The organism is Aestuariivirga sp., from assembly GCF_047602625.1.
Classification (GTDB): Bacteria; Pseudomonadota; Alphaproteobacteria; order Rhizobiales; family Aestuariivirgaceae; genus Aestuariivirga.
The window spans coordinates 255,727-279,770 of the sequence record NZ_JASGGV010000002.1 but is presented as its reverse complement, the minus strand read 5'-3'; the positions used below and the strand labels follow the sequence as shown (position 1 = coordinate 279,770).

The following is a 24,044-nucleotide window of genomic DNA, read 5'->3' as shown; positions in this document are numbered from 1 at the left end:
ACCAAGGCGCGGCAGGGGTAGCAGATGAGCGAAGCGAAGAATGATTAGTCACCACGACAAGGGCAAGCGCCCGATACCGGCAACACGAAAATCCACAAAAATCGTCGAAGCCGCGGTCAGCGGAAAGCTGAAAGCCTATTATGACGACATCAGCAGTCAAGACGTGCCGGACCGGTTTCTCGACCTGCTGAAGCAGCTTGATGAAAGCGCCACGCAGGACAATGTGTAATGGGCCAGGCGCAGCAGCCCGACACATCGCACGCGGATGACCGGCAATTCAAAAGCGATCTGGTCGCTTCGATTCAGTCGCTCCGCGCCTTTGCCATTTCGCTGGTGGGGCGTACTGACCGTGCCGATGATCTCGTGCAGGAAACGCTCACCAAGGCGTGGCAGCACCGGCGCAGCTACCAGATGGGCACCAACATGGCGGCCTGGCTGTTCACCATCCTCCGCAATGAATTCTATACGCAAATCCGCAAGCGCAAGCGCGAAGTGGAAGACGCGGATGGCGCCATCGCCGCCAAGGTCGCCTCGCATCCCGAACAGCACGGTCACATGGATCTGACCGACATGCAGACGGCATTGCAAAAACTCCCCGTCGATCAGCGTGAAGCCGTGCTCCTCGTCAGCGCGTCGGACATGTCCTACGAAGAAGCTGCGGCGATCTGCGGCGTGGCGGTGGGCACCATCAAGAGCAGGGTCAATCGCGGCCGGTCGAAGCTGGCGGAACTTTTGAAACTGGGATCGGGCGGCGAGTTCGGCCCGGACGCCGATTTTCAGGCGGCAGTCGCGGCCAGCGCCGCGGAATAGAATTTGATGCCGCGCCGGAACCGGGCCGGGGGACCGCCGTTTCCCCTGTGCTTTACATTTCTGGAAGGATATCATCATGCGCAGCAATACCGTTTCCAATATCTCCGATACCGCTCACCGCGCGGCATCCGTCTCTGTCGAACATCTCCGCGCGGCAGGGCAATCTGCTCTCGATGGGTTCCGTGATGTGCGAGACCAGGCCGCCGAAGCGGCACAGGGCAAGTTCGATGATGCCAGCCGGGCAGGGAAGGCCGCATATCGGCAGGCCGTCGCTGCGAAAGACCAGTCTCTCTCATCCCTTGAAGATACGGTGACCCGCAATCCAGTCGGCTCCGTTGTCGCAGCTTTTGGCCTCGGCATTGTGCTGGGCTTCATGGCGCGCCGGTAACGCCGCCCCACCCTAAGTAAAATTTTTTTATTGTAAGCAAGGCGGCAGGAACCATTGGGTTTCTGCCGCATTGTTGACACAGGGGTGGTCATCGCCCTGTTTCAAGGGAGTGTGAAATGAACTTCTCGAATCTGCTGCACTGGGCGGTGATTTTTCTGATCGTCGCAATCGTTGCCGCGCTGCTGGGCTTCGGCGGCGTTGCGGGCACGGCGATGGCCGGCGCCAAGATCGTTTTCTGGGTCGCCATTGTCCTGGCGGTGCTGGGCTTCATTTTCGGCGCCATGCGGCGCGCGTGAACGCAAACGCCTGAAAACAAAAAGAGCGGGCATGGCCCGCTCTTTTTTTATTTTGTATTTCTCAACCGCCTTACATCCGCTCTTCCAGCTTGTCGATCGCCTTGCGCACATCCTCGAGGCGGGAGGGTTCGCCGCCCGACATGCTTTCTTCGGTGGCGGTTTGGAGTTGATGCGCTTCGTCTTCCCAGCTTTTCAGGATCGACAGCTTTTCCGCGTCGGTCAGATCGGCGCGCAAAACGTCAGCGGGCGAATCGAAAGTCCTGGTGGGATTAGCCTGCACTTTCTTCACTTCCGAAATGGTCGCCATTGCTCTCTCCATTGCACATGAAAACCGGGCGGCGAGGGGAGCGCCGCCCGGGCTGGCTTCAGCTCTTTCAGAACCCGTTCAGCCAGGTATCCACCTCGGCCTTCGCCTTGTCCTTGCCGTAGCCGTAATTCTTCTGGAGACGGCCTTCCAATTCCTCACGCCGCCCCTTGATGACCGTCAGGTCGTCATCGGTCAGCTTGCCCCACTGGGCCTTGGCCTTGCCGCTGAATTCCTTCCAGTTACCTTCGATGCGATCCCAGTTCATGATTCACCTCTTTGGCATTGATAAAGCGAGGGATTTCCCGCTCTTTTTAGAAGCCATAACGGGCCGGAAAGTTCCCCGGTTTCATGCTGCGGAAATCGCTTCAGGCTGTGCCGCGGCCGCTTCTTCCGCAGCAGGTTTGGGAGGCATGGGGAAACGCGCCGCCGCCTCTGGCGCCGAGAGGATGTGCTCGTGTTCGGACGATCCGCTCCACGACATGGTGTAGAATTTTCCCTGTCCGGCCTGCGCCAGAATGCGGCGCTTCAGATAGGCATGCTGCGCTTCGCTTGGAACGGAGAGATAGCACAGGCACAGCGCGGCATCGGGGGCATCCGGCACATCATGGAGCTTACCCGGCTGGATGGCGTCTTCCGGCAGCAGCCGGTGCGCGATGCCCATGTCCGTCAGATAGGCGGAGAATGCCAGCGCCGCCGCAAAATTGAGAGCGCCGTTGCCGGCGATCAGCGTCACTTTGGGTGCGGCGGCAGTTTCGGGCTGTTCATCCCAGATTTCATCGAGGGTTTCCGAGAAGGTGTGCGCAATGGCGGTCTGGTTTTCTTTCGTCAGAACGCCGCGCCGCTGGTCATGCTGCGCCAGCAGCAGGGCAGGCACCGCCACATCGGTCAGGAATGTGCCCAGCGTTCCGGCCTTTTCGTCCTCATGCGCCTGTTCTGCCGCCTCCAGCGGATCGCCCGCCAGCATGCGCTGGTAGAACACATGATCGGGCGTTAGCACGGGCTCGCTGCCCAGCATGACTTCGAGGAACTGAAGCTGTTCGATATGCCGCCCCACCACAAGCACGGCGATGGTCAGCGGCGTTGCCAGCACCAGCCCGATAGGCCCCCAAAGCGCCGTCCAGAAGGTGGCGGCGGCCACCACGGCAACAGGCGACAGGCCGCTCGATTTCCCGAAGAACAGCGGCTCCAGCACCTGGCCGACGATCAGCTCCGTCGTCAGCACCACCGCAATGGTGGCGATGGCCAGTGTCCAGCCGTCGCCCACCGCGGCGGCGATGATCAACGGCACCACCGACGACATGAGCGTGCCGATATAGGGCACGAAGCGCAGCACGGCTGTGAGCGCGCCCCACAATATGCCGCCCGGCACACCGATCAGCGTCAGCGCCGTGCCGATGAAGGCGCCGGTCAGCACATTGATCATCAATTGCGTGGTGAAGAGCTTACTCAGGCGGCGCACCGCCTCATCGATGGCAATCGTCGTGCGGTGAATGTCGCTCGTCCCCGCCAGGCGCAAGAACCGGTTCCGCAAATCCTCGCGGTTGAACAGGATGAAAAACACCATGATGATCACGATGCCAAGCTGCGCTACCGGAAAGGCCAGAATGCCCAGCACCGAAATGATCGGCTCCAGCGGCCCGAAGGACGAGTCCCGCATTTCCACCAGAATGGGCTTCTGCTCCGCGGACTGGGGTGTTGCCACGGCCGGCTTGTCGGCAAGTTCGATCTGCAGGTCCTTCAGCACATTGGCGGCCTTTTCCATGGTGCCGCCGCCTGACGTGAAGACCCGCAGCGTCTTGGCCTTCTCGCGCAGGTTGGTTTCATATTGCGGAAGATCGGCCGCCAGCCGCGTCAGCGCGGTGGCGATCATGGCGGCACCCGCCAGCAGCAGCACCAGCGTCAAGCCGACCACCATGCTGATAGCGAGCGATTTCGGTATGCTCCAGCGTTGCAGCGCGCGTACGCCAGGGGCAAGCAGGAGCGACAGGAGGACAGCCAGCACCACCGGAATGATGATTTCCCGGCCAAAATAAAGGATGACGCAGATGGCCAGAAAGACCACCAGCCCCACCATCAATTGCTGGCCGGGCACAGGCCTCAGCACGTTTTCCCCGAATACCTTGGGTGGCAATGGCCGCATCGAACAACTCCCTTGGGTTTCCGCGCCTGGCAACACCATGGCATTTGCGGCTTGTGCAAACGTCCCGGACAAGCCCGGGTTCCGCCATTTTCCGCGGGGATTGCAAATTATGCCGATTTGAAGGGAACTTACCGGGTTGGCGGGTGTTCTCCGCTCGCCTGTATCAGGTGCAGTGACGTTTTTCGTTTGTGGGCATGAATGCTTGTCTCGCTTTATAAAACCGCATGGACGGCAGGCGCGGGCCTTGCGGCCACCGTATTTTTGGCGGGCGCTGCCTATTATCTCGAAGCGCGGGACCTCGAAATGGCCTCCCGGCAGGCTGCTGACCAGCAGATTGACCTTGTTGAGCGCTCCCTGCGCGGGGCCCGGACCGAAAGCTATGCCGCCGGCGCTTTGATTGGCGGCGGGTCGCCCACCATTTCCGTCGTCAGCGACTTCCTCACCCGCCTCGCCGGGCCACGGGAAACGGATGCGCGGTGGATCTGGGCGCGCGTCATACCGGCGGGCGATGTCATGTCGCTTGAAAAGGATATCCAGGCCGAAAGTGGAAACGCCGATTATCGTGTCCATGGCCTTCCGGCTGAAAGCCCCTTTGCAGCCCCGGTCATTTTCATGTCCGGCAAGCAGCCTCCGGGCGTCCTCGGCCTCGACCTTGGCGGGATCACCAGCATGTCCGGCGTCCTGAAAGAGGAAGGCAAACAGAGCGAGTTTGTGATCTCCGCCAAGGATGGCCCGTTGGACGAGCCAGCCCTGCTGATCGGCGTCCGCACGGCAAATCTCACGCCCGGCACTGAAACCGTGTCGCGCAACCTGCTGTTCAAGGCGATCCCCTACAGCGACTTGCTGCGCGGCGCATCGCTGATGCCGGATCAGAGTTTTGTGCTGTCGGAGATCAATAATGGGCAAAGCACATCGCTCTACACGGCAGGCCCGCAGCTGACCGCAGACCCGTCTCTGGTGCAGCGGCGAAGCATGTCCATCGGGCCTTACGCGCTGGGGGTATCTCTCACCCCGTCAAACGATGGGCCAGGCCCCCGCAGCTGGCTGATCGTGGCGCTGGCCGGCATTCTGGCTACCGGTCTTGCCTGGGTGGCGCGCGCATGGGCAAATCTCGGAGGCCGGGCCAATACGCTCTCGCATGAACTGTCCTACACCGCCGCCGAACTCAGCACCGTGCGCGTCAGGCAGGAGGCGTTCTTTGAAAATTCCGGCACGGCCAATTGCGAGGCTGACGTAACGAACGGGCGCATCCTGCGGGCCAATGACGAAATGGCCTCGCTCCTCGGATACACGCCGGAAGAGCTGGAAACGAAGACCGTCGCTGGCCTTACCCATCCCGATGATATCGCCAGAAGCGCCGCACTCCTGCGCGGTGGTGACGGCACGCCGCGCGAACAGGTGCAGTTTGAAACGCGTTTCATCCGCAAGGATGGCAAGCCGGTGTGGTGTCTTGTCAATGGCAAGCTGATCGAGAGCCAGCCCGGGGAACCGGCAGCCTATGCCATCGTGGTGATCGACATCTCCAAGCGCAAGCAGGATGAGGAAACGCAGTCCATGCTTTTGTCGGAACTCGCGCACCGGGTGCGCAACTCCGTGCAGCTCACCTCAAGCCTGGCGCGGCAGAGCGCCAGCACCGCGCGCAGCGTGGAGGATTACGAGCGGAAATTCCACGGACGGCTGATGGCGCTCAAGGCCGCGCAGGATTTGCTGTTCGATACCGGCTGGACGTTTGCGTCCCTCCAGGCCCTCGCACAAAGCACGCTCCGGCCCTACATGCCGCTGCAGGATGATCTGGCGCGCATCCGCATCGACCTGCCGCATGTGGAACTGCCAACCCAGCATGCCCAGACGCTCGGCATTGCCTTTAATGAACTTGGCGCCAATTCGGCGCGCCATGGCGCGCTTGCGCATGGCGGCACCGTCAGTCTGAGCGGCAGGCTCGAGCGGGAGGATGCGGGTGCCTTGCTTTATCTGCGGTGGGAAGAAAGCGGGCTTCGCAATGTGCGGCCGCCGCGGCGGTCGGGATTTGGCCTGACCATGCTGGAAAAAGCGGTCCCCGACCAGTTTCAGGGGCGGGCAAAACTCTCCTGGCAGCGCACCGGCCTGATTTACGAGGCATGGCTGCCGATAAACGCCATTACATCCTGAAAGCTGTTCCATGAATGTGCTGTTGTGGACAGACATAAGCGCCCGTGTGTGTCACGGTGCACATATTCCCGGCTGGATGCTTGCGTGATTTATGCCGGTCGCTGCGGGCCATCCGGCTGCAGGTAACTGGTCTTGCCCGGCCTTGGCCGGGCTAAGACCACATTCTTGGCGGTATGCGGATCATGGCGGGGCAAAGGCTTTCTGACGAGATTCTCGAACGGCTTCAGCCTTGCCTGGTTCTCGAAGACAATTCGATCGTGCTTCTCGACCTTGAACAGTCGCTGATCGAGTCCGGTTTTACGCGCTTGCATACGGTATCCACCATCGCTCAGGCAGAGCGGACCGTTGCGGCGCATCCCATCCGGTCGGCCATTCTGGATTTCCGCATCAATACAGCAACCAGTGTGGAGATCGCTCTGCGGCTGGCGGAAACGGGTGCGGTGCTGGTGTTTCTCACGGGATATGGAGCTCATCTCAATGTGCCGAAAGCTCTGGCGCATGTGCAGATCCTCTCCAAGCCTGCCGATGCGGCCGCCGTCATCCAGGCGCTCGCGGCGGCCCTCGGAGACTGAGCTTCGTCTCTTGCTTGATTGTGACAATCGAACTCCCCAATCTGCCCGGGGAGCAAGGGCATGGCAGCCCCGGGGGGCGTCGAAACAGAGGTGAAGTTCAGGGCCAGCGCGCAAAGCTTGCGCGATCTTCTGGCCTTGCCTCTCTTCGCGGGGCTTGCAGCCGGCCCCTCAGCGCTGCTCAAAACCACTTACTACGATACGGCGGACGGCGATCTCATCGCCCGCAAGATCGTCCTCAGGGTGCGCCGCGAGGGGCGGGGCAGGCCGGTGCTGTGCGTGAAGCTGCCGCCCAAGGACAATCCGTTCAAGCGCGGCGAGATCGAAGTGCCGTCGCCCAAGGGCCTGGCCGACATCCTGTTGTTTGACGATGAGGTTTCGCAGAAGCTGGCGGACATCCTCAACGGCAAGCCGCTTGTCAGCCAGTTCGACACGGTGGTGCGGCGCCAGCTTCTGCATGCCGGAACGGACGCCGCCGCCATCGAAATGGCGCTGGACGAGGGCGAGGTGGTGGCAGGGCGGAAACGCCAGCCGCTGGCCGAAGTGGAACTCGAGCTGAAGTCGGGTGAAGAGGCCAGCCTCTATGCGTTGGCAATCCAGCTCGCCCGCGAAGCGCCGCTCCGCCTCGAATTCTTGAGCAAGTCGCAGCGTGGCTTCCTGCTGGCGCAGGGAAAGGTTCCCAGCCCCGTCAAAGCGAGTCCACTCAGGCTTGAAGCTGGCGCAGTGGATGATGGCATTGCGGCCATTCTCGGCAACGGCCTTGCGCATTTCACCGCCAACTGGGCGGCGCTGCGGGCGGGCGAAGACGTGGAATCGGTTCACCAGTTGCGCGTCGCCCTGCGGCGCACGCGCTCGGCGCTTGGAGTCTTCAGTAAATTCATTCCGTGTGCGGAGTTTTTATCCTTCCGCGAACGGGCTGGCGGAATTGCCGCGCAATTCGGCCCGGCGCGCGATTGCGATGTGTTTGAGGAGCGCCTGCGGGCCGGGCCTTTGAGCAGCGGCGACCGTCCATCATCCGCCGATGCGGTGATGGCCCGCCTCAAGCTGGCGCGCGAAAAGGCCTATGCGGATGCCCGCGCGGTGATCGAGGGCGAGGAGGCGACCTGTTTCGTCCTCGACATACAGGCGTTTCTGGCGCGGCGCGGCTGGGCTTCCGCGCGTGAGGAATCGCTGGGCGGCATCACAGCGGAAGGCTTCGCCGCATCGGCCCTGGAAAAACTCCACAAGCGGGTGAGGAAGCGCGGCAAGGGCTTCGCGCAGCTTGATGACCATGCCCGCCACCGCCTGCGCATCGCGCTCAAGAATCTCCGCTACGGCATCGAGTTTTTCGGCGGGCTGTTCGGCCATGCCAAGCGCCAGCAATCATGGCTTGCGGTGATTTCCGATCTGCAGGACAGGCTGGGCGCGCACAATGATGTGGTCACCGCGCGCCGCCTGCTCGGGGAGTTGACAGCGGGCGGCGGGGCGGAGATGTCTGAGGCCGCCGGATTCATTCTCGGCTGGGAGGCGCGCGAGGCCATTCTGGCGGAGAAGGAACTGGGCGAGGCGTGGGACACTCTCAAGGCGCAGGAGCCATTCTGGACAAAACCCAAAGACTGAATGCCGTGCTCGCCGCCATTGATGTGGTGAATGCGGCTGATCCCGTGAAGGACGCGGACGGTCAGCCGCGCGCGCTGCTTTATGGCCAGCGCATGTCGAAGGCTTTGGCAGCGTTCCGGCCCGGCGCATCGGAAGCCTTGCAGATTGCATCCCGCGCCCAGCATATCGAGCGCTGGATCAGTCCCCGCGAAAGCTATGACGAAGGCCGCATCGGCTATCTCAAATGGCGCAAGGATTTGCAGCAGCATCACGCCAGCCGCACCGGCCGCCTGATGCGCGATGCAGGCTACAGCGAAGATGAGATCGCCCGCGTCGGTTCGCTTCTGAAAAAGGAGCGCCTCAAGATGGATGAAGAGGCGCAGGCGCTGGAGGATGTGATTTGTCTTGTCTTCCTCGCCCACGAAGCGCCGGAATTCATCGCCAAGCATCCCGACGACAAGGTACGCGACATTCTCGCCAAGACAGCCCGCAAGATGTCGGCCGAGGGCTTGGCGGCCGCAAGCCAACTCACCCTCGATCCGCGCCTGTCGCGCTTGCTTGGAGAGGCGTTGCAGTAGCTGCATCACCTGTCATTCCGGCGCATGCCAGGACCCAGACTTTTACATTCGCAGCTGTTGATCCATGCGCCCCGGCTTTCGCCGGGGTAACAGGCAAGGGAATGTCACTGTATCCGCACCATCGCCGTCGCCGTGGCCCCCGTGGCGTCGATCACCGAGAGGCGCGAGAAGCCGTGGCCCGGCTGGTCCCAGTAGGATTCACGCCGCTGGTCCTTGGTCACCACAGGCACGCCATCGACGAGCCATGTGAAGGGCGGCACGCCGCCCAAGGCCTTCAGCACCAGCATCGCATCCTCGCCCGCGCCGTCGAGATCAATCTTCGCGCCATCGGGCGGAAAGGCGATGGCGAGCGGCGGATTGCCCGGCCCCGCATCGGCCACCTGCGGCAGGCCGTTGGGGCGGAAGCGCTGGAGATTGGCTGGCAATTCGCTGGTGCGCGCGAAGATCACGCCCTCGGGCGGCGGCGGCAGCTTGGCGCGCGTGGCGCTCACCCTCTGGAAGGCGTCGAACAAGATGGGTGCTGCCGCGATGCGGCCCACCAGCCCCGGCACCGCCGCGCCATCGGGCCTTCCCACCCACACGGCAATGGTGTTCGCCCCGTCATAGCCCACCGACCACGCATCGCGGTAGCCGTAGGAGGTGCCGGTCTTGAAGGCGATGCGCCCCGACATGGCGTTGAGCGGCGCTGGCGAGCCCAGCAGCACATCGCTCACCATCCACGCCGCCTGCGGCTCCATCAGGCGGCGGAGGTGCGGCATGTCAGGCGTTGCTCCCGGCGGCTGCCATGACAGGCGCAACGGCTCGCCGCCGCGCGCAAGGGCGGCATAAAGCGTCGCCAGATCGGTGAGCCGCGTTCCAGCGCCTCCCAGCCCCACGGCCAGGCCCGGCGCTGTGCCCGAGGGGAGTACCAGATCGACGCCGGCATTCTTCAGCCGCGCCACCAGCCTGTCCGGCCCCACCGCATCCAGAACCTGCAGGGCCGGCACGTTGAGCGATTGCTGGAGCGCCGTCCGCACCGTCACCGTGCCATGAAAACTGTCATCGAAATTCTGCGGCGCGTAAGCCCCGTAGCGCACGGCGCGGTCATCCACCAATGTCTCGGTGTGAACGATGCCATCCTCGAAGGCGAGCCCATAGATGAAGGGCTTGAGCGTCGAGCCCGGTGAGCGGATGGCATTGGCCAAATCCAGCATGCCGCCGCGTGAATCGAGAAAGCCGACGCCGCCCACATGGGCGATCACTTCGCCGGTGTCGTTCTTCACCACGATGATCGCCGCCGAAACGCCGCCGCCGATGGCGGTCGCCTTCTCGCGCGCCAGATCTTCCAGTTGCGATTGCAGGGAGCGGAGCAGGGTGGTCTTCACCACGCGGCCATCGGCCAAAGGTTTCGCGAGTTTCTCCGCCAGTTGCGCGGCCAGCATCGGGAAGGTCTGCCGCCCGCCCGGTGCCGCTTCGGCCTCGGCGGCTTCAGCCTGATCGCTGTTGATGATGTGCGCCGCCGCAAGCCTTGCCACCACGCGGTTGCGCGCCGCCTTGGCCGCTTCGGGGAAGCGGTCGGGCCTCCGCGTTTCCGGCGATTGCGGCAGCGCCACCAGAAGGGCTGACTCGGCGGTGGAGAGATGTTTCGGCTCCTTGCCGAAATAGGCCAAGGACGCGGCGCGGATTCCCTCCACATTGCCGCCCGCAGGCGCAAGCGCCAGATAAAGGTCAAGGATTTGCGCCTTGCTCAAGCGCCGCTCGATCTGAACGGCGCGGATCATTTCCGCCAGCTTGTCGGAGAACGTGCGGGCGGGGCGCGGCTCCAGCAGGCGTGCCACCTGCATGGTGAGTGTCGATCCGCCGGAGACGATATGCCCATGCCACAGCGCCTGCCCCATGGCGCGCAGCATCGCATAAGGGTCAACGCCCCTGTGTTCGTAGAAGCGCTTGTCCTCATAGGCGAGCAGCATGGCGAGATAGCGCGGGTCCACATCCCTGGCGCTCAATGGCAATCGCCAATAGCCATCGCTGGTGGTGAAGGGGCGCAGCAGCTTGCCGTCGCGGTCCACAACCAGCGAGGAATAGGTCACGCGCTCGCCCAGAGGCGGCGGGCCCAGGCGGCGGATGAATTCGCTGAGCGGAAAGCCCACCGCATTCACCAGCAGGAAGGCCCCCAGCACGCACGCATAAAGCGCATGCGCCGGGGGCCGTTTCAGCGTGAGCCGCATGTTTAAGGTTCCGTCACCACCACCGTGGAGGTGCCCGTGCTGGCGTTGATCTCGGGCCGGTACATGTCTTCCACCGTCACACCGGGATGCGCGTAGGTTCCGGGCGAAACGGCGCGAACCATATAAGCGACTTTCAGCGGCGTGCTGCCAAAGGCGGCGGTGAAGCGGTCATCGCGGAACTCGGTATAGGTCGGCGATCCCGATGTTTCGAGCCAGCTCAGGCTCGCCGTGCTGCCCGAGGCGACGAGCGAGGGATTCTCGATCTCGAAGCCCGCAGGCAGACGGTCGGAGACGAGGAAGCGCCCGTCCATGCTGCCATTCCCGGCGGAGTCCACCGTGATGACGGCCACGAGCCGGGTGTTCTGCGCCACGCTGGCCGGATCAACGGGCTTCCCGTCGGGCGTGAAATAGGCGCGCGTCACCTTGAGGCCGTTGGACGCCGCAGGATCCGCTACCTTGGGCGATCCCGAGACGGCGACCACAGCGCGGAGTGCCGAAGGCCCGGTGTTGGCCACCCGGTAATTGCCGGTGAAGTCGCCTTCGCCGAACAGCTTGTAGAGCGCACCCTGTTGCGGCGCGCCGTTCACATCGAGGCGGATGGTCTTGGCATCGTTCTCGATGGCCCTGGCCGCCAGCACCATCCACGACATTTCCTGCGTCGAGGCATAGCGGCTGCGGGTGCGTTCGGTGCTGATCGCTTTGGCCGCCACGCGGATCACCTTGTCGCTGGCCTTGCCGTCAATGCCCAGCGCCAGAAGGGCCGAGGCATCGCGGAGATTGCTGCCGTAATCCTCGCGATATTCCGTGGACGGATTATCCTCGTTCTCGCCCAGTTCGTCGGCGGCGGAGGAGAAGGCCGTTTCGGCGCGCTGGCGGTCGCCGAGGATCGCCAGCGCCGCGCCGATATGGGCGCGCCCCATCACCGTGCCGAAGCTCTCGAGCTTGGTGTCGGCGAGATATTTGAGATCGCCCACCGGCGCCCGGCCCGCGCGCGCCAGCACATACAGCGCATAGGCCATGTCCTCGCCCTTGCCGTCCTCGATGTCCGGCGCATTGCCCACGCTGTTGCGCAGGTAATTGATCGCGTCGGTCAGATTGTTCTCCGGCACGTCGAAGCCTTTTTCGCGGGCCCTGAGCAGGAAGTCGGTGACGAAGGAGGAGAGCCACAGATTGGCGTCACCATCGCCCGCTGACCACAGCCCGAAGGAGCCATTGGCGCTCTGCCGGTTCAAAAGCCTTGCCACGGAATCGGCGAGGCGGCGTTTCAGCTCGTCATCGGCGAAATCCTTGCCCGCCTTGAGATCGCTTAAATAGAGCAGGGGAAGGGCGCGGCTCACCGTCTGTTCGGAGCAGCCATAGGGATAGCGGTCGAGATCGCGGATCAGCCCCGCCGCGTCGAGTTCCGGAATGGTCGAAACCGACAGCGACACGGCGCTGGTGCCCGGCACCATTTCGGAAATGAGATCGGGGCTGAGTGTGATCGACCCGCCATTGGCCGCAAGGTCCATGGTGGTGCGGCGCGTCACCAGCGGGTTGGCGGGCACCACATGCAGCGTATAGTCCTGCTCGATCACGATGTCGGGGCCGACGAGCCTGGCGGTGATGTGAGAGTCACCCGGAGCCGTGGCGGTGATCGGCACGAAGGCCGCCACGCGCGCACCCGCCGCACCGATCGTCACTTTCTGCGTCAGCTTGGCGGCGTCTCCCGTCACCGGGCCATCCACCGTCACGCCCAGCGAATAGTCGCCGGCCGGGGCTTCGGTGTTGATGATGTCGAGCCTCAGGCGCGACTGGTCGCCCGCCGCCATGAAGCGCGGCAGCGTGCCCGCCACCACAATTGGGTCGCGCACGATCACATCGGCCTGGGCATGGCCCACCTTGCTCGCGGTCCAAGCTACGGCCATCACGCGCACCGTGCCGTTGAAGCCGGGGATCGCGAAGGACACATCCGCCGTGCCGTCATCCTTCACCTTCACGAGGCCGGAGAATAGCGCCAGCGGCGGCTGGGTTGGCGGCGGCGAGGTGAAGGCCGCGCCCGCATCACCGCCCGAGCGGATGGCGCCAGCCGCGCCCTGCATGCCGTCGATCAGCGAGCCATAGAGATCGCGGAACTCGGCGGTCAGGCGCGTCTGGTCGTAATAATAGGATTCAGGTGCCGGGGCCTTGTAGCGGGTGAGGTTGAGGATGCCCACATCCACCGCCGCCACGGTCACATAGGCCTCTTCGCCGGGGGGGAGATTGGAAATCTTCACCGGCACGTCGAGGTTCTGGCGCGGCTTCATCACTCCCGTGGTGCTGAGCTTCACATCAAGCGTGCGTGCTGCACGATCGATGCCAAACCACGCCACGCCAATGGCGCGGGCGGGCATGCGCTTGGCCTTCACGTCCATCGGGCGATAGAGCGTGGCCACCGCATAGGCGCCAGCCCCCCAGTCCTTGCCGATGGTCACCGGCACGCTGATGCCGCCCGCCGGAACGTCCACCATCTGCATCGCCAGCAGCCGGTCGCCGACGATCTGGATCGACGCCTTGCCGGCATTCTTCGAGTCGATCTTCACGTTCAGCGTGTCGCCGGTCGCGGCTGTGGTCTTGTCCAGCGCCACGCTCAGCGTGTCGGGCGTGTCGGATTTGGAGGTATCGCTCCAGTAATATCCGGCGGAGAAATCGATGCTGGCCGGCGTCATGCCGTCCGCGCCAATTTCGAGGCGGTAAAGGCCCCAGTCGAGCGTGCGTGTCAGATGGGCAGGCGTCTTGCCGTCGAGGTCGAGCGTACCGCCCGCCAGCTTGGAGGAGCGCGTCACTTCCTCATAGCGCCAGTCGCCATCGACGTTGAACCACTGGTAGTCATAGGAAAGCTTCTTCAGCGTCCATGCCGCATGTTTCACGGCAACCGGATTGCCTTTGGGGTCAAGCGCCACGATGTCGAAGCCGGAGGATTGTCCCTGCGGCGCATAGTCGGCGTCGAAATCGGTCTTGATGCCGAACATGGCCTGCGTCGCTTCCACGGGAAGCGTCGCATCGTTTTCCACGGCACGTCCGCCGGGCTCGCGCATACGGATCGAGATATCGGCCTTGAGAGGCCGCGTGGTGGAGGGCAGTTCCGGCAGGCGCACCACGAGATCGGCATGGCCGTTGATGTCGGTCTGCGGCAGCGGCGTAATGGTGTTTTGCACCGTGTCCACGCGCTCATCCGTCAGGCCGAAGCTGTAGTCCTTCCATTGCGGGAAGGGCGTGTCATTGGCTGTAACGGAAATATCGCCTTCGAGATCAAGCCCGGCACCCGGTGCGCCGAAGAGATAGCGGCCATCCACCGTGAACGGCGCGCCATTGCCGGTGGTGATCACCGTGGCCTGAGTTTTCAGATCAAACTCGATGCGGTCCGGCACATAGTCTTCGACGAGGAAGGACGTCTGCCCCACCGGGTCGGATTTGGGATCGGTATAGGCCTTGATCGACCAGGTGCCGCCCTGCGCCGCCGCATTGATGGTGAAGTCATAGGCGCGGCCGCCCGCACCCTGATCGGCCAGCTGGGTGCGGCTGTATTCAACGCCGTCCGGGCGCTCGACGATCAGCGTGATCGGCAGGCCGGTGATGGCATTGGCCTTGCCGTCCCGCAGCAGCACGGCGGAATGCACCGTCTCGCCTCGGCGGTAGACGCCGCGTTCGGCATAGACGAAGGCATCGATGGCGCCCGGCGGATCGCGGCCTTCAACGCCACGGTCGGTCAGGTCGAAGGCGGGTTGGGTAATGTCGATGAAATCATAGTCGCCGTCTTTCGTGCTGGCGACGAGAAGGGCGGGGGCGAGGCCGCCCGTTCCCTTCACAAGGCCGGGCGCGAACAGGGCGGCACCGCTGTCATCGGTCGTGGCTGTGCCGAGGATTTCATTGTTATGCGCGACGAGGCGCAACTCCACATCCTTCAGCGGATCGGCGGAAGCGATGGAGCGCACGAAGGCGCGCATCCCGTCCTTGCCGTTCATGGTGGTGAGGCCCAGGTCGGAAATCACAAACCATTGCGTGGCGACGTTCTCATACGTCTCGCCCTCTGGCTGCGACGCGGCGCGCGCCGTCATCACGTAAAGGCCGGGGTCGAGCTTGCCCAACGCGGCATCGACGGGGAAGCCGGTCGTCACTTCCTCGTTCAGCGGCGAAGGCGTGTCGAGCGTGCCCTCCCACACCTTCGCGCCCTTTTCATCGGCGATCGAATTGGCGGCATAGCCGTCGATCTGCGACAGGAAATTGGAATCGAGCACGCTGTTGACGAGCCCACGGTCGCCAATGCGATAGAGCGCCAGCTTCACGCCCTTGGTGTTGACGGTGAGAACGGGAATGCCGGATTGCCCGGTGCGCGGCAGCACATAGGCCTTGCCCGCGAAGCGCACGCCGGCCGCCCGGTCCCTCACATAGAAGGTGAAATCATAATCCTTGGGCAAATCCTCATCGACGGCGGAAGGCAGTCCCTTCCTCACCGTGATGGTGTAATTGCCGCCATGCTTCAGCCCTTCGACGCACAGCTTGCTGCCATCTGCGGTCACCGCCGAGACGGGGCCGGGGTCCTGCTTGAAATAGGGCGAGAAGTCGGTGACGGTGCGCGACAGCGGATCGCTCAGCGTGAAGCAGGCGCGGGGCGGCGTTGCATCATTCTCCACCTGATAGTCGGTGACGCGGAAGCCGTGGTCCTCGCGCATCTGCTCGTACGTGGTGCGGATATCGGCATTCTCCACCAGCCTCAGGCTTTCCTTGTAGGCCTGGAGGGCCGGCCGCCAGTCTTCGCGGCTGGCAAATCCGCCCGCCGCCAGTGACAGCGCCTTCGCTTCGTCCTCGCGCGTGGTCACGAGTTGATAGGCTTTGAGACTTCGCGCCGATCACCTTGGAGGGCAGGCGGTATTTGTCCTCATCGTTGATGGGTTGCGCCACGGCGAGGCGCTCGGCCAGTTTCAGCCACAGGGCGGCGTCCTTGGGCTGAAGGGTAATCATCTTCTCCAGCGTCACGGCGGAAAGCCGGGGATTGTTGGCGGCGTCGGAGGCGGCAAGCTCGGTGGCGAGATCGGCCATCGGCTTGTTCACCAGCTTGGCGACGCCCTTCAGGTCGTTCTCGTAATCGCTGATGTAATAGGAGAAGGAATTGAGCGGAAACAGCTTCGCCGCCTGCGCCGCATGCGCCGCAAACAATGCGCAGAACAGCGCGAGAAGAAGCTGGAAGGTGCCGGAATGGGGGATGACACGCCTGACATTCGCCGATGCCATAGCAAACTCCTGAATCGCCGCGTTGTGCCCCCGCGACTTCAACATGCCGTGGCCCCAAGAGGAGTCAAGCGGCACGCATCAGTTCTCAAACGGAGTCGTCCGCCAACATTGCGGCGAATTCAGGTTCAGCGCCCGCGAATTCCGTTGATGGCGAGATAAATTGTATAGATCGACGTGGTGCCGCAGATGAACAGGCGGTTGAGCTTGGGCCCCCCGAAGCAGACATTGGCCACGAGTTCGGGAATCACGATCTTGCCCAAGAGCGTGCCATCGGGATCATAACAGTGAACGCCATCGCCTGCGCTGGTCCAGATGCGGCCGTCGCGGTCGAACCGGAAGCCATCGAACAGGCCTGCCGTGCAGTTGGCAAATCCCGTTGATGCGCCCAGCGATTTTCCATCCGGCTTCACCGCCACGCGGCGGATGTGCTTCGGCCCGTCCTTGGTGTGGGTGATGCCGGTGTCGGCGATGTATAAAAACGTCTCATCGGGTGAGAACGCCAGGCCATTGGGCTTTTCGAAATCATCGGCCACGATGGTGATGGCGCCAGTCTGGGGATCGACGCGGTAGACGTTGCAGCGGCCGATCTCGCTGTCGGCCTTTCCGCCTTCATAATCCGCAAGGATGCCGTAGGAGGGATCGGTGAACCAGATCGAGCCATCGGATTTCACCACCACGTCATTGGGCGAGTTGAAGCGCTTGCCCTCGAAGCGGTCGGCGATCACGGTGATCGATCCGTCATGCTCGGTGCGGGTCACCCGGCGCGCGCCATGCTCGCAGGTCACGAGCCGGTATTCCCGGTCCACCGTATTGCCGTTGGAATTGTTGGCGGGCTGGCGGAACACCGAGACGGAGCCGTCGCATTCGTCCAGCCGCAGCATGCGGTTGTTGGGAATGTCGGAGCAGATCCAGTAGCGCCCGGCGGGAAACCATGCCGGCCCCTCCAGCCAGCGCGCCCCCGTCCACAGCCTTTCGACGCGGGCGTGGCCGATCAGGCAGGCTTCAAAGCGGGGGTCGAGGGTTTCAAAACCGGTCCCCTCCGGCGTGCCGTAAAACATTGCCGTCTCCCATTTTCTTGTTTCTTATGTCCCGATCCGCGCGGCGGGCGGCGGCTGGTCCAGCCGCTCCATGGCGGAGGTGAAGCTCTTGCGCATCCACGGCACGTCAGGCGCATCCCAGTTGGGCTCCTGGCCGCAGACGATATCGAAGAAGGCGATGGCCGCCGCCGGGCTTTCCAGCGCGTTCTCGCGGAAGCTGTCCCAGAATTTGGGGTCATCGGCGGCGCGCGAGGCTTCAGGCCCGGCATCGCCCATTTCGGCCAGCACGGCGCCCGCCACGGAAAGGCAGAAGCTCGTATAGGCATAGCCTTCGGGCCAGCGGGCCAGCCGGTGGTCGAGCGTTGCGGGCAGGCGCGGCAGATCATTATCGGCGTCGGGCACGGCCTTGAGGGGGGCCGCCGCCACCAGTTCCTTCAGCATCAGCCCCGCCGCATAGATCACGAAATCATGCCGGTCGGCGCTGGCGAAATGCTTGGATTCGTCAAAAACCCGCCGCCAGCGCGAAAAGGCGGTGGCCAGCGCTTCATGGTCGACGCGGGGCGCAAGGCCCGTATCGCGGAACAGGAGATCGAGATTGCGCTCGAAGGACCAGAGAATGGTGCGGAACCGCCGCGCCTCATGGGCGAGATCGTCCACCTTCAACACTTCCGGCTTCAACGGCGTCAGCATGCGCCAAATGTAACAGATGGCCTCACGGATGCAATCTTACCTGTCATCCCGGCGAACGCCGGGACCCAGACTTTCAACCTGCACGCTGGCGGCCAGGACTGGGCCCCGGCGTCCGCCGAGGTGACAAGCGGAAGGCGGCCCCCCACCATTCACCTTGATTTTTCGCGGCAAATCATCCTCATGGCGGCCAGTCTCGAAGGAATTTGCCATGGCCGCACCGATTCATGCCGATCTCAAGGCGGGCGCACTTGCCTACCATGCCGAACCGACGCCGGGAAAACTCGAGGTCACGGCCACCAAGCCGCTCGCCAACCAGCGCGACATGGCGCTGGCCTATTCGCCGGGGGTTGCCGCCGTGTCGCAGGCCATTCACGCCAACCCGGCTGATGTCGCCCGCTATACCTCACGCGCCAATCTGGTGGGCGTGGTCAGCAATGGCACCGCCGTCCTGGGCCTGGGCAATATCGGTCCGCTGGCGGCGAAGCCCGTCATGGAAGGCAAAGCCGTTCTCTTCAAGAAATTCGCCGGCATCGACGTCTTCGACATCGAGGTGGCGGAAAATGACGTGGACCGCCTGGTCGACGTGGTGGCGGCGCTCGAGCCCACCTTCGGCGGCATCAATCTGGAAGACATCAAGGCGCCTGAATGTTTCGAGGTGGAAGAGCGTCTGCGCCAGCGCATGCAGATTCCGGTCTTCCATGATGACCAGCACGGCACGGCGGTGATCGTCGCGGCGGCGGTGCTGAACGCGCTGAAGCTGGCGGGGAAAGACATCGGGGCCATCAAGATCGTGGCGTCCGGCGCGGGGGCCGCCGCATTGGCCTGCCTCAACCAGCTCGTGGCGCTGGGGGCGAAGCGCGAGAACATCTGGGTCAGCGATCTCGAAGGAGTCGTCTACAAGGGCCGGGAAAAGCTGATGGACCGCTGGAAAGACGCCTTCGCGCAGGAGACGCCAGCGCGCAAGCTGCCGGACATCATTGCCGGCGCGGACGTGTTCCTCGGCCTCTCGGCGGGCGGCGTGCTGAAGCCGGAGATGCTCAAATCCATGGCGGCCGATCCGCTGATCCTGGCGCTTGCCAATCCAAACCCCGAAATCATGCCGGAAGAGGCGGTTGCCGCGCGACCCGATGCGATGATCTGCACCGGGCGCTCCGATTATCCCAACCAGGTCAACAACGTCCTGTGCTTTCCCTATATCTTCCGGGGCGCGCTGGACGTGGGCGCCTCCACCATCAATGAGGAGATGAAGCGCGCGGCGGTCGAGGCCATCGCCCAGCTTGCCCGTGAAGCGCCGTCGGACGTGGCGGCGCGTGCCTATGGCGAGGAGACGCGGCTGTTCGGCAAGCAGTCGCTCATTCCGGCACCCTTCGATCCGCGCCTCATCCTGCGCGTTGCGCCTGCCGTGGCGAAGGCGGCGATCGAGACCGGCGTCGCCACGCGCCCCATCGCCGATCTCGCGGCCTACGCCGAAAGTCTGCAGCGCTTTGTGTTCCGCTCGGGCTATATCATGCGGCAGATTTTCGCCGCCGCGAAACGCGCGCCGAAGCGCGTCATCTATGCCGATGGCGAGGACGAGCGGGTGTTGCGCGCCGCGCAAGTGGTGCTGGAGGAGGGGATCGCGGTACCCATCCTCATCGGCCGCCCGCAGGTGGTGGAAACGCGTCTCGCGCGCTATGGCCTGTCGATCCGGCCGGGCAAGGACTTCGACATCATCAACCCCGAGGATGACCCGCGCTACCGCGACTATGTGGCGACCTATGCGGACGTGGCGGGCCGCCGGGGCATCACGCCCGATTCCGCCCGCACGCTGGTGCGCACCTCCGCGACAGTCATCGCGGCCGTGGCCGTGCGCCGCAACGAGGCGGATGCGATGATCTGCGGGCTGGAAGGCCGCTTCCGCTCCAAGCTCCGCCACATCCTCGATGTCATCGGCCTCGCGCCCGGCGTCACCCAGCTTGCGGCCATGAGCCTGCTCATCACCTCGCGCGGCATCGTGTTCCTCAGCGACACGCATGTGCAGTCCTCGCCCAGCGCCAGGGCCATTGCCGAAACGGTCGTCATGTGCGCCAAGCATGTCGAGCGCTTCGGCATCACGCCAAAGGTGGCGCTGGTGAGCCACTCGGATTTCGGCCAGTTCGATACGCCGTCATCTACGAAGATGCGCGAGGCGCTGGCGCTGGTGCGCGCCATGGCTCCTGAACTCGAAGTCGACGGCGAGATGCAGGCAGATACGGCGCTGGTCGAGGCGGTGCGGCTGCGCAAGCTCCCCTCGACATCGCTGAAAGGCGAAGCGAACCTGCTGGTGATGCCCGATCTCAACTCCGCCAACACGGCGCTGCAATTCGCTAAGGTGTTCGGTGATGCGCTGCCGGTCGGCCCCATCCTGCTCGGCACGGCGAAGCCCGCCCATGTGCTCACCGGCTCCGTCACCTCGCGCGGCGTCGTCAACATGACGGCCATCGCGGTTGCGGAGTTTTCGGCATGAGCCAGGCCAATTACCTGATCGGCGTCGATACCGGCGGCACCTATACGGATGCGGCGGTGATCGAGGCGAAGGGCCATCGCGTCATCGCCTCCGCCAAGTCGATCACCACCAAGGGCGATCTGGCGATCGGCGTCACCGGAGCCATCACGGCGGCCATCGCCTCGCTGCCCGAAGGGTTGAAGCCCGAAGACATTTCGCTGGTCTCCGTGTCAACCACGCTTGCCACCAATGCGGTGGTGGAAGGCCATGGCAGCGCCGTGGGCGTAATCCTCATTGGTTTTGACGATGGCATGGCTGAGCGCACCGGCATCGCCAGGGCCTTTCCCGGCATGCCCATCGCGCGCATCGGCGGCGGCCACAATCACAATGGCGAGGAGGTGCAGAAGCTCGATGTAGCGGCTCTTCAGGCTGCGGTGACAGCCATGCCGGTTGACGCCTTCGCCATTGCGTCCGCCTTCGCGGTGCGCAATCCCGCCCATGAGCATCAGGCGCGCGAGCTGATCGCCGGGTTCACCGGCAAGCCCGTGACGCTCTCCACCGAACTCACCTCGTCGCTCGATGCGCCGCGCCGGGCGCTCACGGCGGTGTTGAATGCCCGCCTCATCTCGCGCGTCTCCATGCTGATCGAGGCGGTGCGCCGCGCCATGGCGGGATTGGGAATCGTCTGCCCGCTGATGATCGTCAAGGGCGATGGCACGCTGGCGCTGGCCGAGAAGGTGGCGCTCCGCCCCATTGAAACCGTGCTCTCCGGCCCCGCCGCCAGCATGGTCGGCGCGTCATGGCTGAGCGGCCTTGAGAGCTTCATCATGTCCGACATGGGCGGCACCACCACCGATCTCGGCGTGCTCGAACAGGGTCGCCCGCGCGTTGCGGAGCAGGGGGCGGAGGTGGGCGGCTGGCGCACCATGGTCAAGGCCATCGACGTCAAGACGGTGGGCCTTGGCGGCGACAGCGAAATCGGCGTTGGCCTCAATGGCGTCTTGTCCATCGGCCCGCAGCGGGTCGCTCCCATTTCATTGCTGGCTTCGCGCTACCCGGAAGTCATCGCCATGCTGGAGGCCGATCTTGCCGATACGGAGGGCGGATCACTTCAGGGCAAATTCGTGCTGCGCCCCTTCGGTGCGGCGCAATCTCTCTCCGCCGAACTCAATCCCCGCGAACGCGAGATGCTGGACATGGTGGGCGAGCGGCCAGTCTCCATCCGCCGCATCGCCGTCTCATCCGCCGCCCAGCGCGCCGTGGCCTCGCTCAAGCGGAAAGGACTGGTGCAGACCGGCGGCTTCACGCCGTCGGACGCCGCGCATGTGCTGGGCTTGCAGGCCAACTGGCCGGGCGAGGCGGCGCGATTGGCCGCGAAACTCATGGTGCGCTTCCGCGACATGAAAGCGGGCGATGATGCCCGCATCGAAGCCTTCTGCCGCGATGTGTGGAGCCTCACGGTGGACCGCACCTGCCGCGTCATCCTCGATACGGCCTTTGGATCGCCCGTGCCGCCCAGCGCACTGATCGACAGCGTTTGTTCGGGCGCCGGCATCCTGGGCCTTGCGCGCGTGGCGATCTCGCCGATTGTGCCGGTCGTCGCGGTGGGCGGGCCGGTGCGCGTCTATTATTCCGAAGTGGCGAAAAGGCTGTCCTGCGAGATGGTGTTTCCGCCCTTCTTTGATGTGGCGAATGCGGTGGGGGCGGCCACCGGCGTGGTGGCGCAGACCGTCACCGTCACGGTTGAGGGCGATGGCAGCGGGCTGTTCCGTGTGCATGGGCCTGATGGCGTCAGCCAGTTCACCGATGGCGGCAAGGCGCTCCTCGCCGCGCGGGAGATGGCGGAAGCCCATGCGCTCACCGCCATCGCCGGCATGGGCGCCGAAGCTCCGCAGGTCACGCTCACCGTCGAGAAGAAATTTCTTCCCGACGCGCTGGACGACAATGGCCTGCTTGGCGCCACGGTGAAGGCCGAAGCCATCGGCCGACCCAACGCGGCGCGCTAAGCAAGATACTTACACGCACTCCAGACTCTGCTATAAGCCTGCCGCCCGCAAGAGGCAGCAACCATAAAAGGCAGCAACCGGGAGGGAAGACATGACAGGGGCGGCGCGTTTGTTTTTCGGGCTGGCGATCATTTATGCCATTTGCGGCATGGCGCTCGGCATCCACATGGCGGCCAGCCATGACCACATTGAAATGCCCGCCCATGCCCACATCATGGTGGCGGGCTGGGTGATGTCGGCGATCTTCGCCTTCTTCTATCACCTCTTTCCAACGATCAATGCCAGCCGCATGGCGATGGTGCATTTCTGGGTGCAGGCGGTGAGCGGCATCGTGCTGGTGGTCAGCCTCTATATTCTTTTGCAGGGCAATGACGGCGTCGAGCCTGTCACCGCCCTGGCCTCCATCGGCTTCCTTGTGGGCATGCTGATCTTCGCCTGGAACGCCTTGCCAGTCCTGCGCAGCAAGGTTTGATTGCGCGGCCTCTCTGCTCTACGGTCCGGCACGTGAACAGAGAGGCGTGAGGCATGGACCGCGCGGAATTCTGGTGCCGGATACTGGGCTGGCTGCAAATGGCGGGCGGCTTTGTTGTCGCGCTGACGATCATTCTCGTCTGGAAGCTCCTGTTCGCCTGGATGGAGCAGGACAATGGCGCGCTGTTCGCCATCCTGATCTCGATGCTGGTGTTCGTCTTCGCGGCGCCCGCCTTCCTGTCGGGCCTTTTCACGGTGATCTTCGCGCGCAGGGTGGAGCAGGCACGGAATGGCGCGAACGGCGGCAGCAACGTGGTGCTGCGGGTGCTGATGGTGTTCGCAGGCCTGTGGGCGGCGGGCGTCATCGGCATCGGCGCGGTGACGCTGCCGCATCTCGGCTTCTTTGCCGTCATGGGATTGATCACTGCCTTCCTCGGCCTCATGGGGGCGGAGTGGCTGGCGGGGCAGGGCTGATGACTTTCCTGAAGCGCATAGCGGGCGTCCTGCTGGTGCTGTTTGCCGCAGCCATCACGTTATTTTTTATTCCCATGGCGTGGCTGCAATCGCCCGGAACCTTCAGCGTGATGGACACTGGCCTGCCGATGTTCGCCAAGTTCGCGGTGATCCCGTTCATCGCCGGTGTCTATCTCCTGCGCAGCGCCAAACGGGGGAGTGCGGCGTAAGTGGAAGTTCCGCTCATCCTTGGCATCCTGTTTCTCTGGGCCGTGCTCTGGGTGCTGCTCGACCGGCATGAAAAGCGCCGCGCCCGCAATGGCAAGCCGCGTCATTCCCGCGTCCGGCTTATCGCCGCCTCCGCCGCGCTGTTGGTCATGCTGTTCGCATGTGGCCTCGCGTTTCTCATCGTGGCCCATGCGGGTACGGCGCAATCGCCGTGGAAGGCCATCGGCCTCTCCTGCGCGCCGCCTTTTATCGGGGCGCTCTTGATCTGGCGGCTGGCGATGCGGCGCAAGGCGGGCTAAGCAGGCTCGAGGCACAATTCCGGGGCGGGCATGGCCGATCTTTTCACCGTTGAAAACCTGATGACCTTTCTGGTGCTGACGGCACTCGAAACCGTGCTGGGCTTCGACAACCTTCTCTATATCTCCAT

22 protein-coding genes are annotated in these 24,044 nt (G+C 63.9%); 14 read left to right on the top strand and 8 right to left on the bottom strand.

Annotated features, from left to right (window positions below):
- Window positions 1–40 precede the first annotated feature (40 nt).
- From QM694_RS06005 to QM694_RS05990, 4 genes are all read left to right on the top strand, one after another.
- Window positions 41–229 carry a NepR family anti-sigma factor gene (locus QM694_RS06005; RefSeq protein ID WP_415006041.1) on the top strand — a complete coding sequence of 63 codons (189 nt, stop codon included), beginning with the start codon at window positions 41–43 and terminating at the stop codon, window positions 227–229.
- Window positions 229–810 carry a sigma-70 family RNA polymerase sigma factor gene (locus QM694_RS06000; protein ID WP_415006040.1) on the top strand — a complete coding sequence of 194 codons (582 nt, stop codon included), beginning with the start codon at window positions 229–231 and terminating at the stop codon, window positions 808–810. The genes QM694_RS06005 and QM694_RS06000 overlap by 1 nt, the downstream gene beginning before the upstream one ends.
- 76 nt (window positions 811–886) lie before the next feature.
- Window positions 887–1,198, top strand: a complete 312-nt coding sequence (locus tag QM694_RS05995; protein WP_415006039.1) for a hypothetical protein — start codon at window positions 887–889, stop codon at window positions 1,196–1,198.
- A 116-nt stretch (window positions 1,199–1,314) separates the two neighbouring features.
- Window positions 1,315–1,494 (top strand): DUF1328 domain-containing protein, encoded by a 180-nt coding sequence (locus QM694_RS05990; RefSeq protein ID WP_415006038.1) that lies wholly within the window; start codon window positions 1,315–1,317, stop codon window positions 1,492–1,494.
- Between the two features lie 70 nt (window positions 1,495–1,564).
- Here QM694_RS05990 and QM694_RS05985 read toward each other — a convergent pair whose 3' ends face one another.
- The 3 genes from QM694_RS05985 to QM694_RS05975 all read right to left on the bottom strand — a co-directional run bounded on the left by QM694_RS05985 (window position 1,565) and on the right by QM694_RS05975 (window position 3,941).
- Window positions 1,565–1,801, bottom strand: coding sequence for a hypothetical protein (locus QM694_RS05985; protein WP_415006037.1), 237 nt, complete (start codon window positions 1,799–1,801; stop codon window positions 1,565–1,567).
- Between the two features lie 67 nt (window positions 1,802–1,868).
- Window positions 1,869–2,066 (bottom strand): CsbD family protein, encoded by a 198-nt coding sequence (locus tag QM694_RS05980; protein ID WP_415006036.1) that lies wholly within the window; start codon window positions 2,064–2,066, stop codon window positions 1,869–1,871.
- An 81-nt stretch (window positions 2,067–2,147) separates the two neighbouring features.
- Window positions 2,148–3,941 carry an AI-2E family transporter gene (locus QM694_RS05975; RefSeq protein ID WP_415006035.1) on the bottom strand — a complete coding sequence of 598 codons (1,794 nt, stop codon included), beginning with the start codon at window positions 3,939–3,941 and terminating at the stop codon, window positions 2,148–2,150.
- Between the two features lie 198 nt (window positions 3,942–4,139).
- On the opposite strand from QM694_RS05975, the gene QM694_RS05970 reads away from it, so the two are divergent.
- From QM694_RS05970 to QM694_RS05955, 4 genes are all read left to right on the top strand, one after another.
- Complete coding sequence (locus tag QM694_RS05970; RefSeq protein WP_415006034.1) at window positions 4,140–6,089, top strand: sensor histidine kinase; 1,950 nt, start codon at window positions 4,140–4,142, stop codon at window positions 6,087–6,089.
- Between the two features lie 182 nt (window positions 6,090–6,271).
- Window positions 6,272–6,661: a hypothetical protein gene (locus QM694_RS05965; RefSeq protein ID WP_415006033.1), complete on the top strand. Its 390-nt coding sequence runs from the start codon at window positions 6,272–6,274 to the stop codon at window positions 6,659–6,661.
- 60 nt (window positions 6,662–6,721) lie between these two features.
- Entirely contained in the window at window positions 6,722–8,257 is a 1,536-nt protein-coding gene (locus tag QM694_RS05960) for a CHAD domain-containing protein (protein WP_415006032.1), read from the top strand.
- 5 nt (window positions 8,258–8,262) lie between these two features.
- Window positions 8,263–8,814, top strand: coding sequence for a DUF4202 domain-containing protein (locus QM694_RS05955; protein WP_415006031.1), 552 nt, complete (start codon window positions 8,263–8,265; stop codon window positions 8,812–8,814).
- 104 nt (window positions 8,815–8,918) lie between these two features.
- Here QM694_RS05955 and pbpC read toward each other — a convergent pair whose 3' ends face one another.
- From pbpC to QM694_RS05930, 5 genes are all read right to left on the bottom strand, one after another.
- Window positions 8,919–11,021, bottom strand: a complete 2,103-nt coding sequence (gene pbpC / locus QM694_RS05950) for a penicillin-binding protein 1C (RefSeq protein WP_415006030.1) — start codon at window positions 11,019–11,021, stop codon at window positions 8,919–8,921.
- 2 nt (window positions 11,022–11,023) lie between these two features.
- Window positions 11,024–15,709 (bottom strand): alpha-2-macroglobulin family protein, encoded by a 4,686-nt coding sequence (locus QM694_RS05945; protein WP_415008579.1) that lies wholly within the window; start codon window positions 15,707–15,709, stop codon window positions 11,024–11,026.
- Window positions 15,660–16,268, bottom strand: coding sequence for a hypothetical protein (locus QM694_RS05940; RefSeq protein WP_415006029.1), 609 nt, complete (start codon window positions 16,266–16,268; stop codon window positions 15,660–15,662). The genes QM694_RS05945 and QM694_RS05940 overlap by 50 nt, the downstream gene beginning before the upstream one ends.
- 125 nt (window positions 16,269–16,393) lie before the next feature.
- Complete coding sequence (locus QM694_RS05935; RefSeq protein WP_415006028.1) at window positions 16,394–17,326, bottom strand: SMP-30/gluconolactonase/LRE family protein; 933 nt, start codon at window positions 17,324–17,326, stop codon at window positions 16,394–16,396.
- Between the two features lie 24 nt (window positions 17,327–17,350).
- A complete protein-coding gene (locus QM694_RS05930; protein ID WP_415006027.1) occupies window positions 17,351–17,995 on the bottom strand; it encodes a hypothetical protein in 645 nt (214 codons plus the stop codon).
- Window positions 17,996–18,203: 208 nt separating this feature from the next.
- Between QM694_RS05930 and QM694_RS05925 the strand changes: the two genes are divergently transcribed.
- The 6 genes from QM694_RS05925 to QM694_RS05900 all read left to right on the top strand — a co-directional run bounded on the left by QM694_RS05925 (window position 18,204) and on the right by QM694_RS05900 (window position 23,916).
- Complete coding sequence (locus QM694_RS05925) at window positions 18,204–20,480, top strand: NADP-dependent malic enzyme (RefSeq protein WP_415006026.1); 2,277 nt, start codon at window positions 18,204–18,206, stop codon at window positions 20,478–20,480.
- Complete coding sequence (locus tag QM694_RS05920) at window positions 20,477–22,465, top strand: hydantoinase/oxoprolinase family protein (RefSeq protein WP_415006025.1); 1,989 nt, start codon at window positions 20,477–20,479, stop codon at window positions 22,463–22,465. The genes QM694_RS05925 and QM694_RS05920 overlap by 4 nt, the downstream gene beginning before the upstream one ends.
- Window positions 22,466–22,556: 91 nt before the next feature.
- Window positions 22,557–22,937, top strand: coding sequence for a hypothetical protein (locus QM694_RS05915; protein ID WP_415006024.1), 381 nt, complete (start codon window positions 22,557–22,559; stop codon window positions 22,935–22,937).
- Between the two features lie 53 nt (window positions 22,938–22,990).
- Window positions 22,991–23,410 carry a hypothetical protein gene (locus tag QM694_RS05910; protein WP_415006023.1) on the top strand — a complete coding sequence of 140 codons (420 nt, stop codon included), beginning with the start codon at window positions 22,991–22,993 and terminating at the stop codon, window positions 23,408–23,410.
- Entirely contained in the window at window positions 23,410–23,619 is a 210-nt protein-coding gene (locus QM694_RS05905; RefSeq protein WP_415006022.1) for a hypothetical protein, read from the top strand. The genes QM694_RS05910 and QM694_RS05905 overlap by 1 nt, the downstream gene beginning before the upstream one ends.
- Window positions 23,620–23,916 carry a hypothetical protein gene (locus QM694_RS05900; RefSeq protein WP_415006021.1) on the top strand — a complete coding sequence of 99 codons (297 nt, stop codon included), beginning with the start codon at window positions 23,620–23,622 and terminating at the stop codon, window positions 23,914–23,916. It begins immediately after the preceding gene.
- The last annotated feature ends 128 nt before the right edge of the window (window positions 23,917–24,044 follow it).

Bases quoted from the DNA above. Each gene is read 5' to 3' on its own strand.
- QM694_RS06005 (WP_415006041.1), top strand. From the start codon at position 41: ATGATTAGTCACCACGACAAGGGCAAGCGCCCGATACCGGCAACACGA.
- QM694_RS06000 (WP_415006040.1), top strand. From the start codon at position 229: ATGGGCCAGGCGCAGCAGCCCGACACATCGCACGCGGATGACCGGCAA.
- QM694_RS05995 (WP_415006039.1), top strand. From the start codon at position 887: ATGCGCAGCAATACCGTTTCCAATATCTCCGATACCGCTCACCGCGCG.
- QM694_RS05990 (WP_415006038.1), top strand. From the start codon at position 1,315: ATGAACTTCTCGAATCTGCTGCACTGGGCGGTGATTTTTCTGATCGTC.
- QM694_RS05985 (WP_415006037.1), bottom strand. From the start codon at position 1,801: ATGGCGACCATTTCGGAAGTGAAGAAAGTGCAGGCTAATCCCACCAGG.
- QM694_RS05980 (WP_415006036.1), bottom strand. From the start codon at position 2,066: ATGAACTGGGATCGCATCGAAGGTAACTGGAAGGAATTCAGCGGCAAG.
- QM694_RS05975 (WP_415006035.1), bottom strand. From the start codon at position 3,941: ATGCGGCCATTGCCACCCAAGGTATTCGGGGAAAACGTGCTGAGGCCT.
- QM694_RS05970 (WP_415006034.1), top strand. From the start codon at position 4,140: ATGCTTGTCTCGCTTTATAAAACCGCATGGACGGCAGGCGCGGGCCTT.
- QM694_RS05965 (WP_415006033.1), top strand. From the start codon at position 6,272: ATGGCGGGGCAAAGGCTTTCTGACGAGATTCTCGAACGGCTTCAGCCT.
- QM694_RS05960 (WP_415006032.1), top strand. From the start codon at position 6,722: ATGGCAGCCCCGGGGGGCGTCGAAACAGAGGTGAAGTTCAGGGCCAGC.
- pbpC (WP_415006030.1), bottom strand. From the start codon at position 11,021: ATGCGGCTCACGCTGAAACGGCCCCCGGCGCATGCGCTTTATGCGTGC.
- QM694_RS05945 (WP_415008579.1), bottom strand. From the start codon at position 15,709: ATGCGCGAGGACCACGGCTTCCGCGTCACCGACTATCAGGTGGAGAAT.
- QM694_RS05940 (WP_415006029.1), bottom strand. From the start codon at position 16,268: ATGGCATCGGCGAATGTCAGGCGTGTCATCCCCCATTCCGGCACCTTC.
- QM694_RS05935 (WP_415006028.1), bottom strand. From the start codon at position 17,326: ATGTTTTACGGCACGCCGGAGGGGACCGGTTTTGAAACCCTCGACCCC.
- QM694_RS05930 (WP_415006027.1), bottom strand. From the start codon at position 17,995: ATGCTGACGCCGTTGAAGCCGGAAGTGTTGAAGGTGGACGATCTCGCC.
- QM694_RS05925 (WP_415006026.1), top strand. From the start codon at position 18,204: ATGGCCGCACCGATTCATGCCGATCTCAAGGCGGGCGCACTTGCCTAC.
- QM694_RS05920 (WP_415006025.1), top strand. From the start codon at position 20,477: ATGAGCCAGGCCAATTACCTGATCGGCGTCGATACCGGCGGCACCTAT.
- QM694_RS05915 (WP_415006024.1), top strand. From the start codon at position 22,557: ATGACAGGGGCGGCGCGTTTGTTTTTCGGGCTGGCGATCATTTATGCC.
- QM694_RS05910 (WP_415006023.1), top strand. From the start codon at position 22,991: ATGGACCGCGCGGAATTCTGGTGCCGGATACTGGGCTGGCTGCAAATG.
- QM694_RS05905 (WP_415006022.1), top strand. From the start codon at position 23,410: ATGACTTTCCTGAAGCGCATAGCGGGCGTCCTGCTGGTGCTGTTTGCC.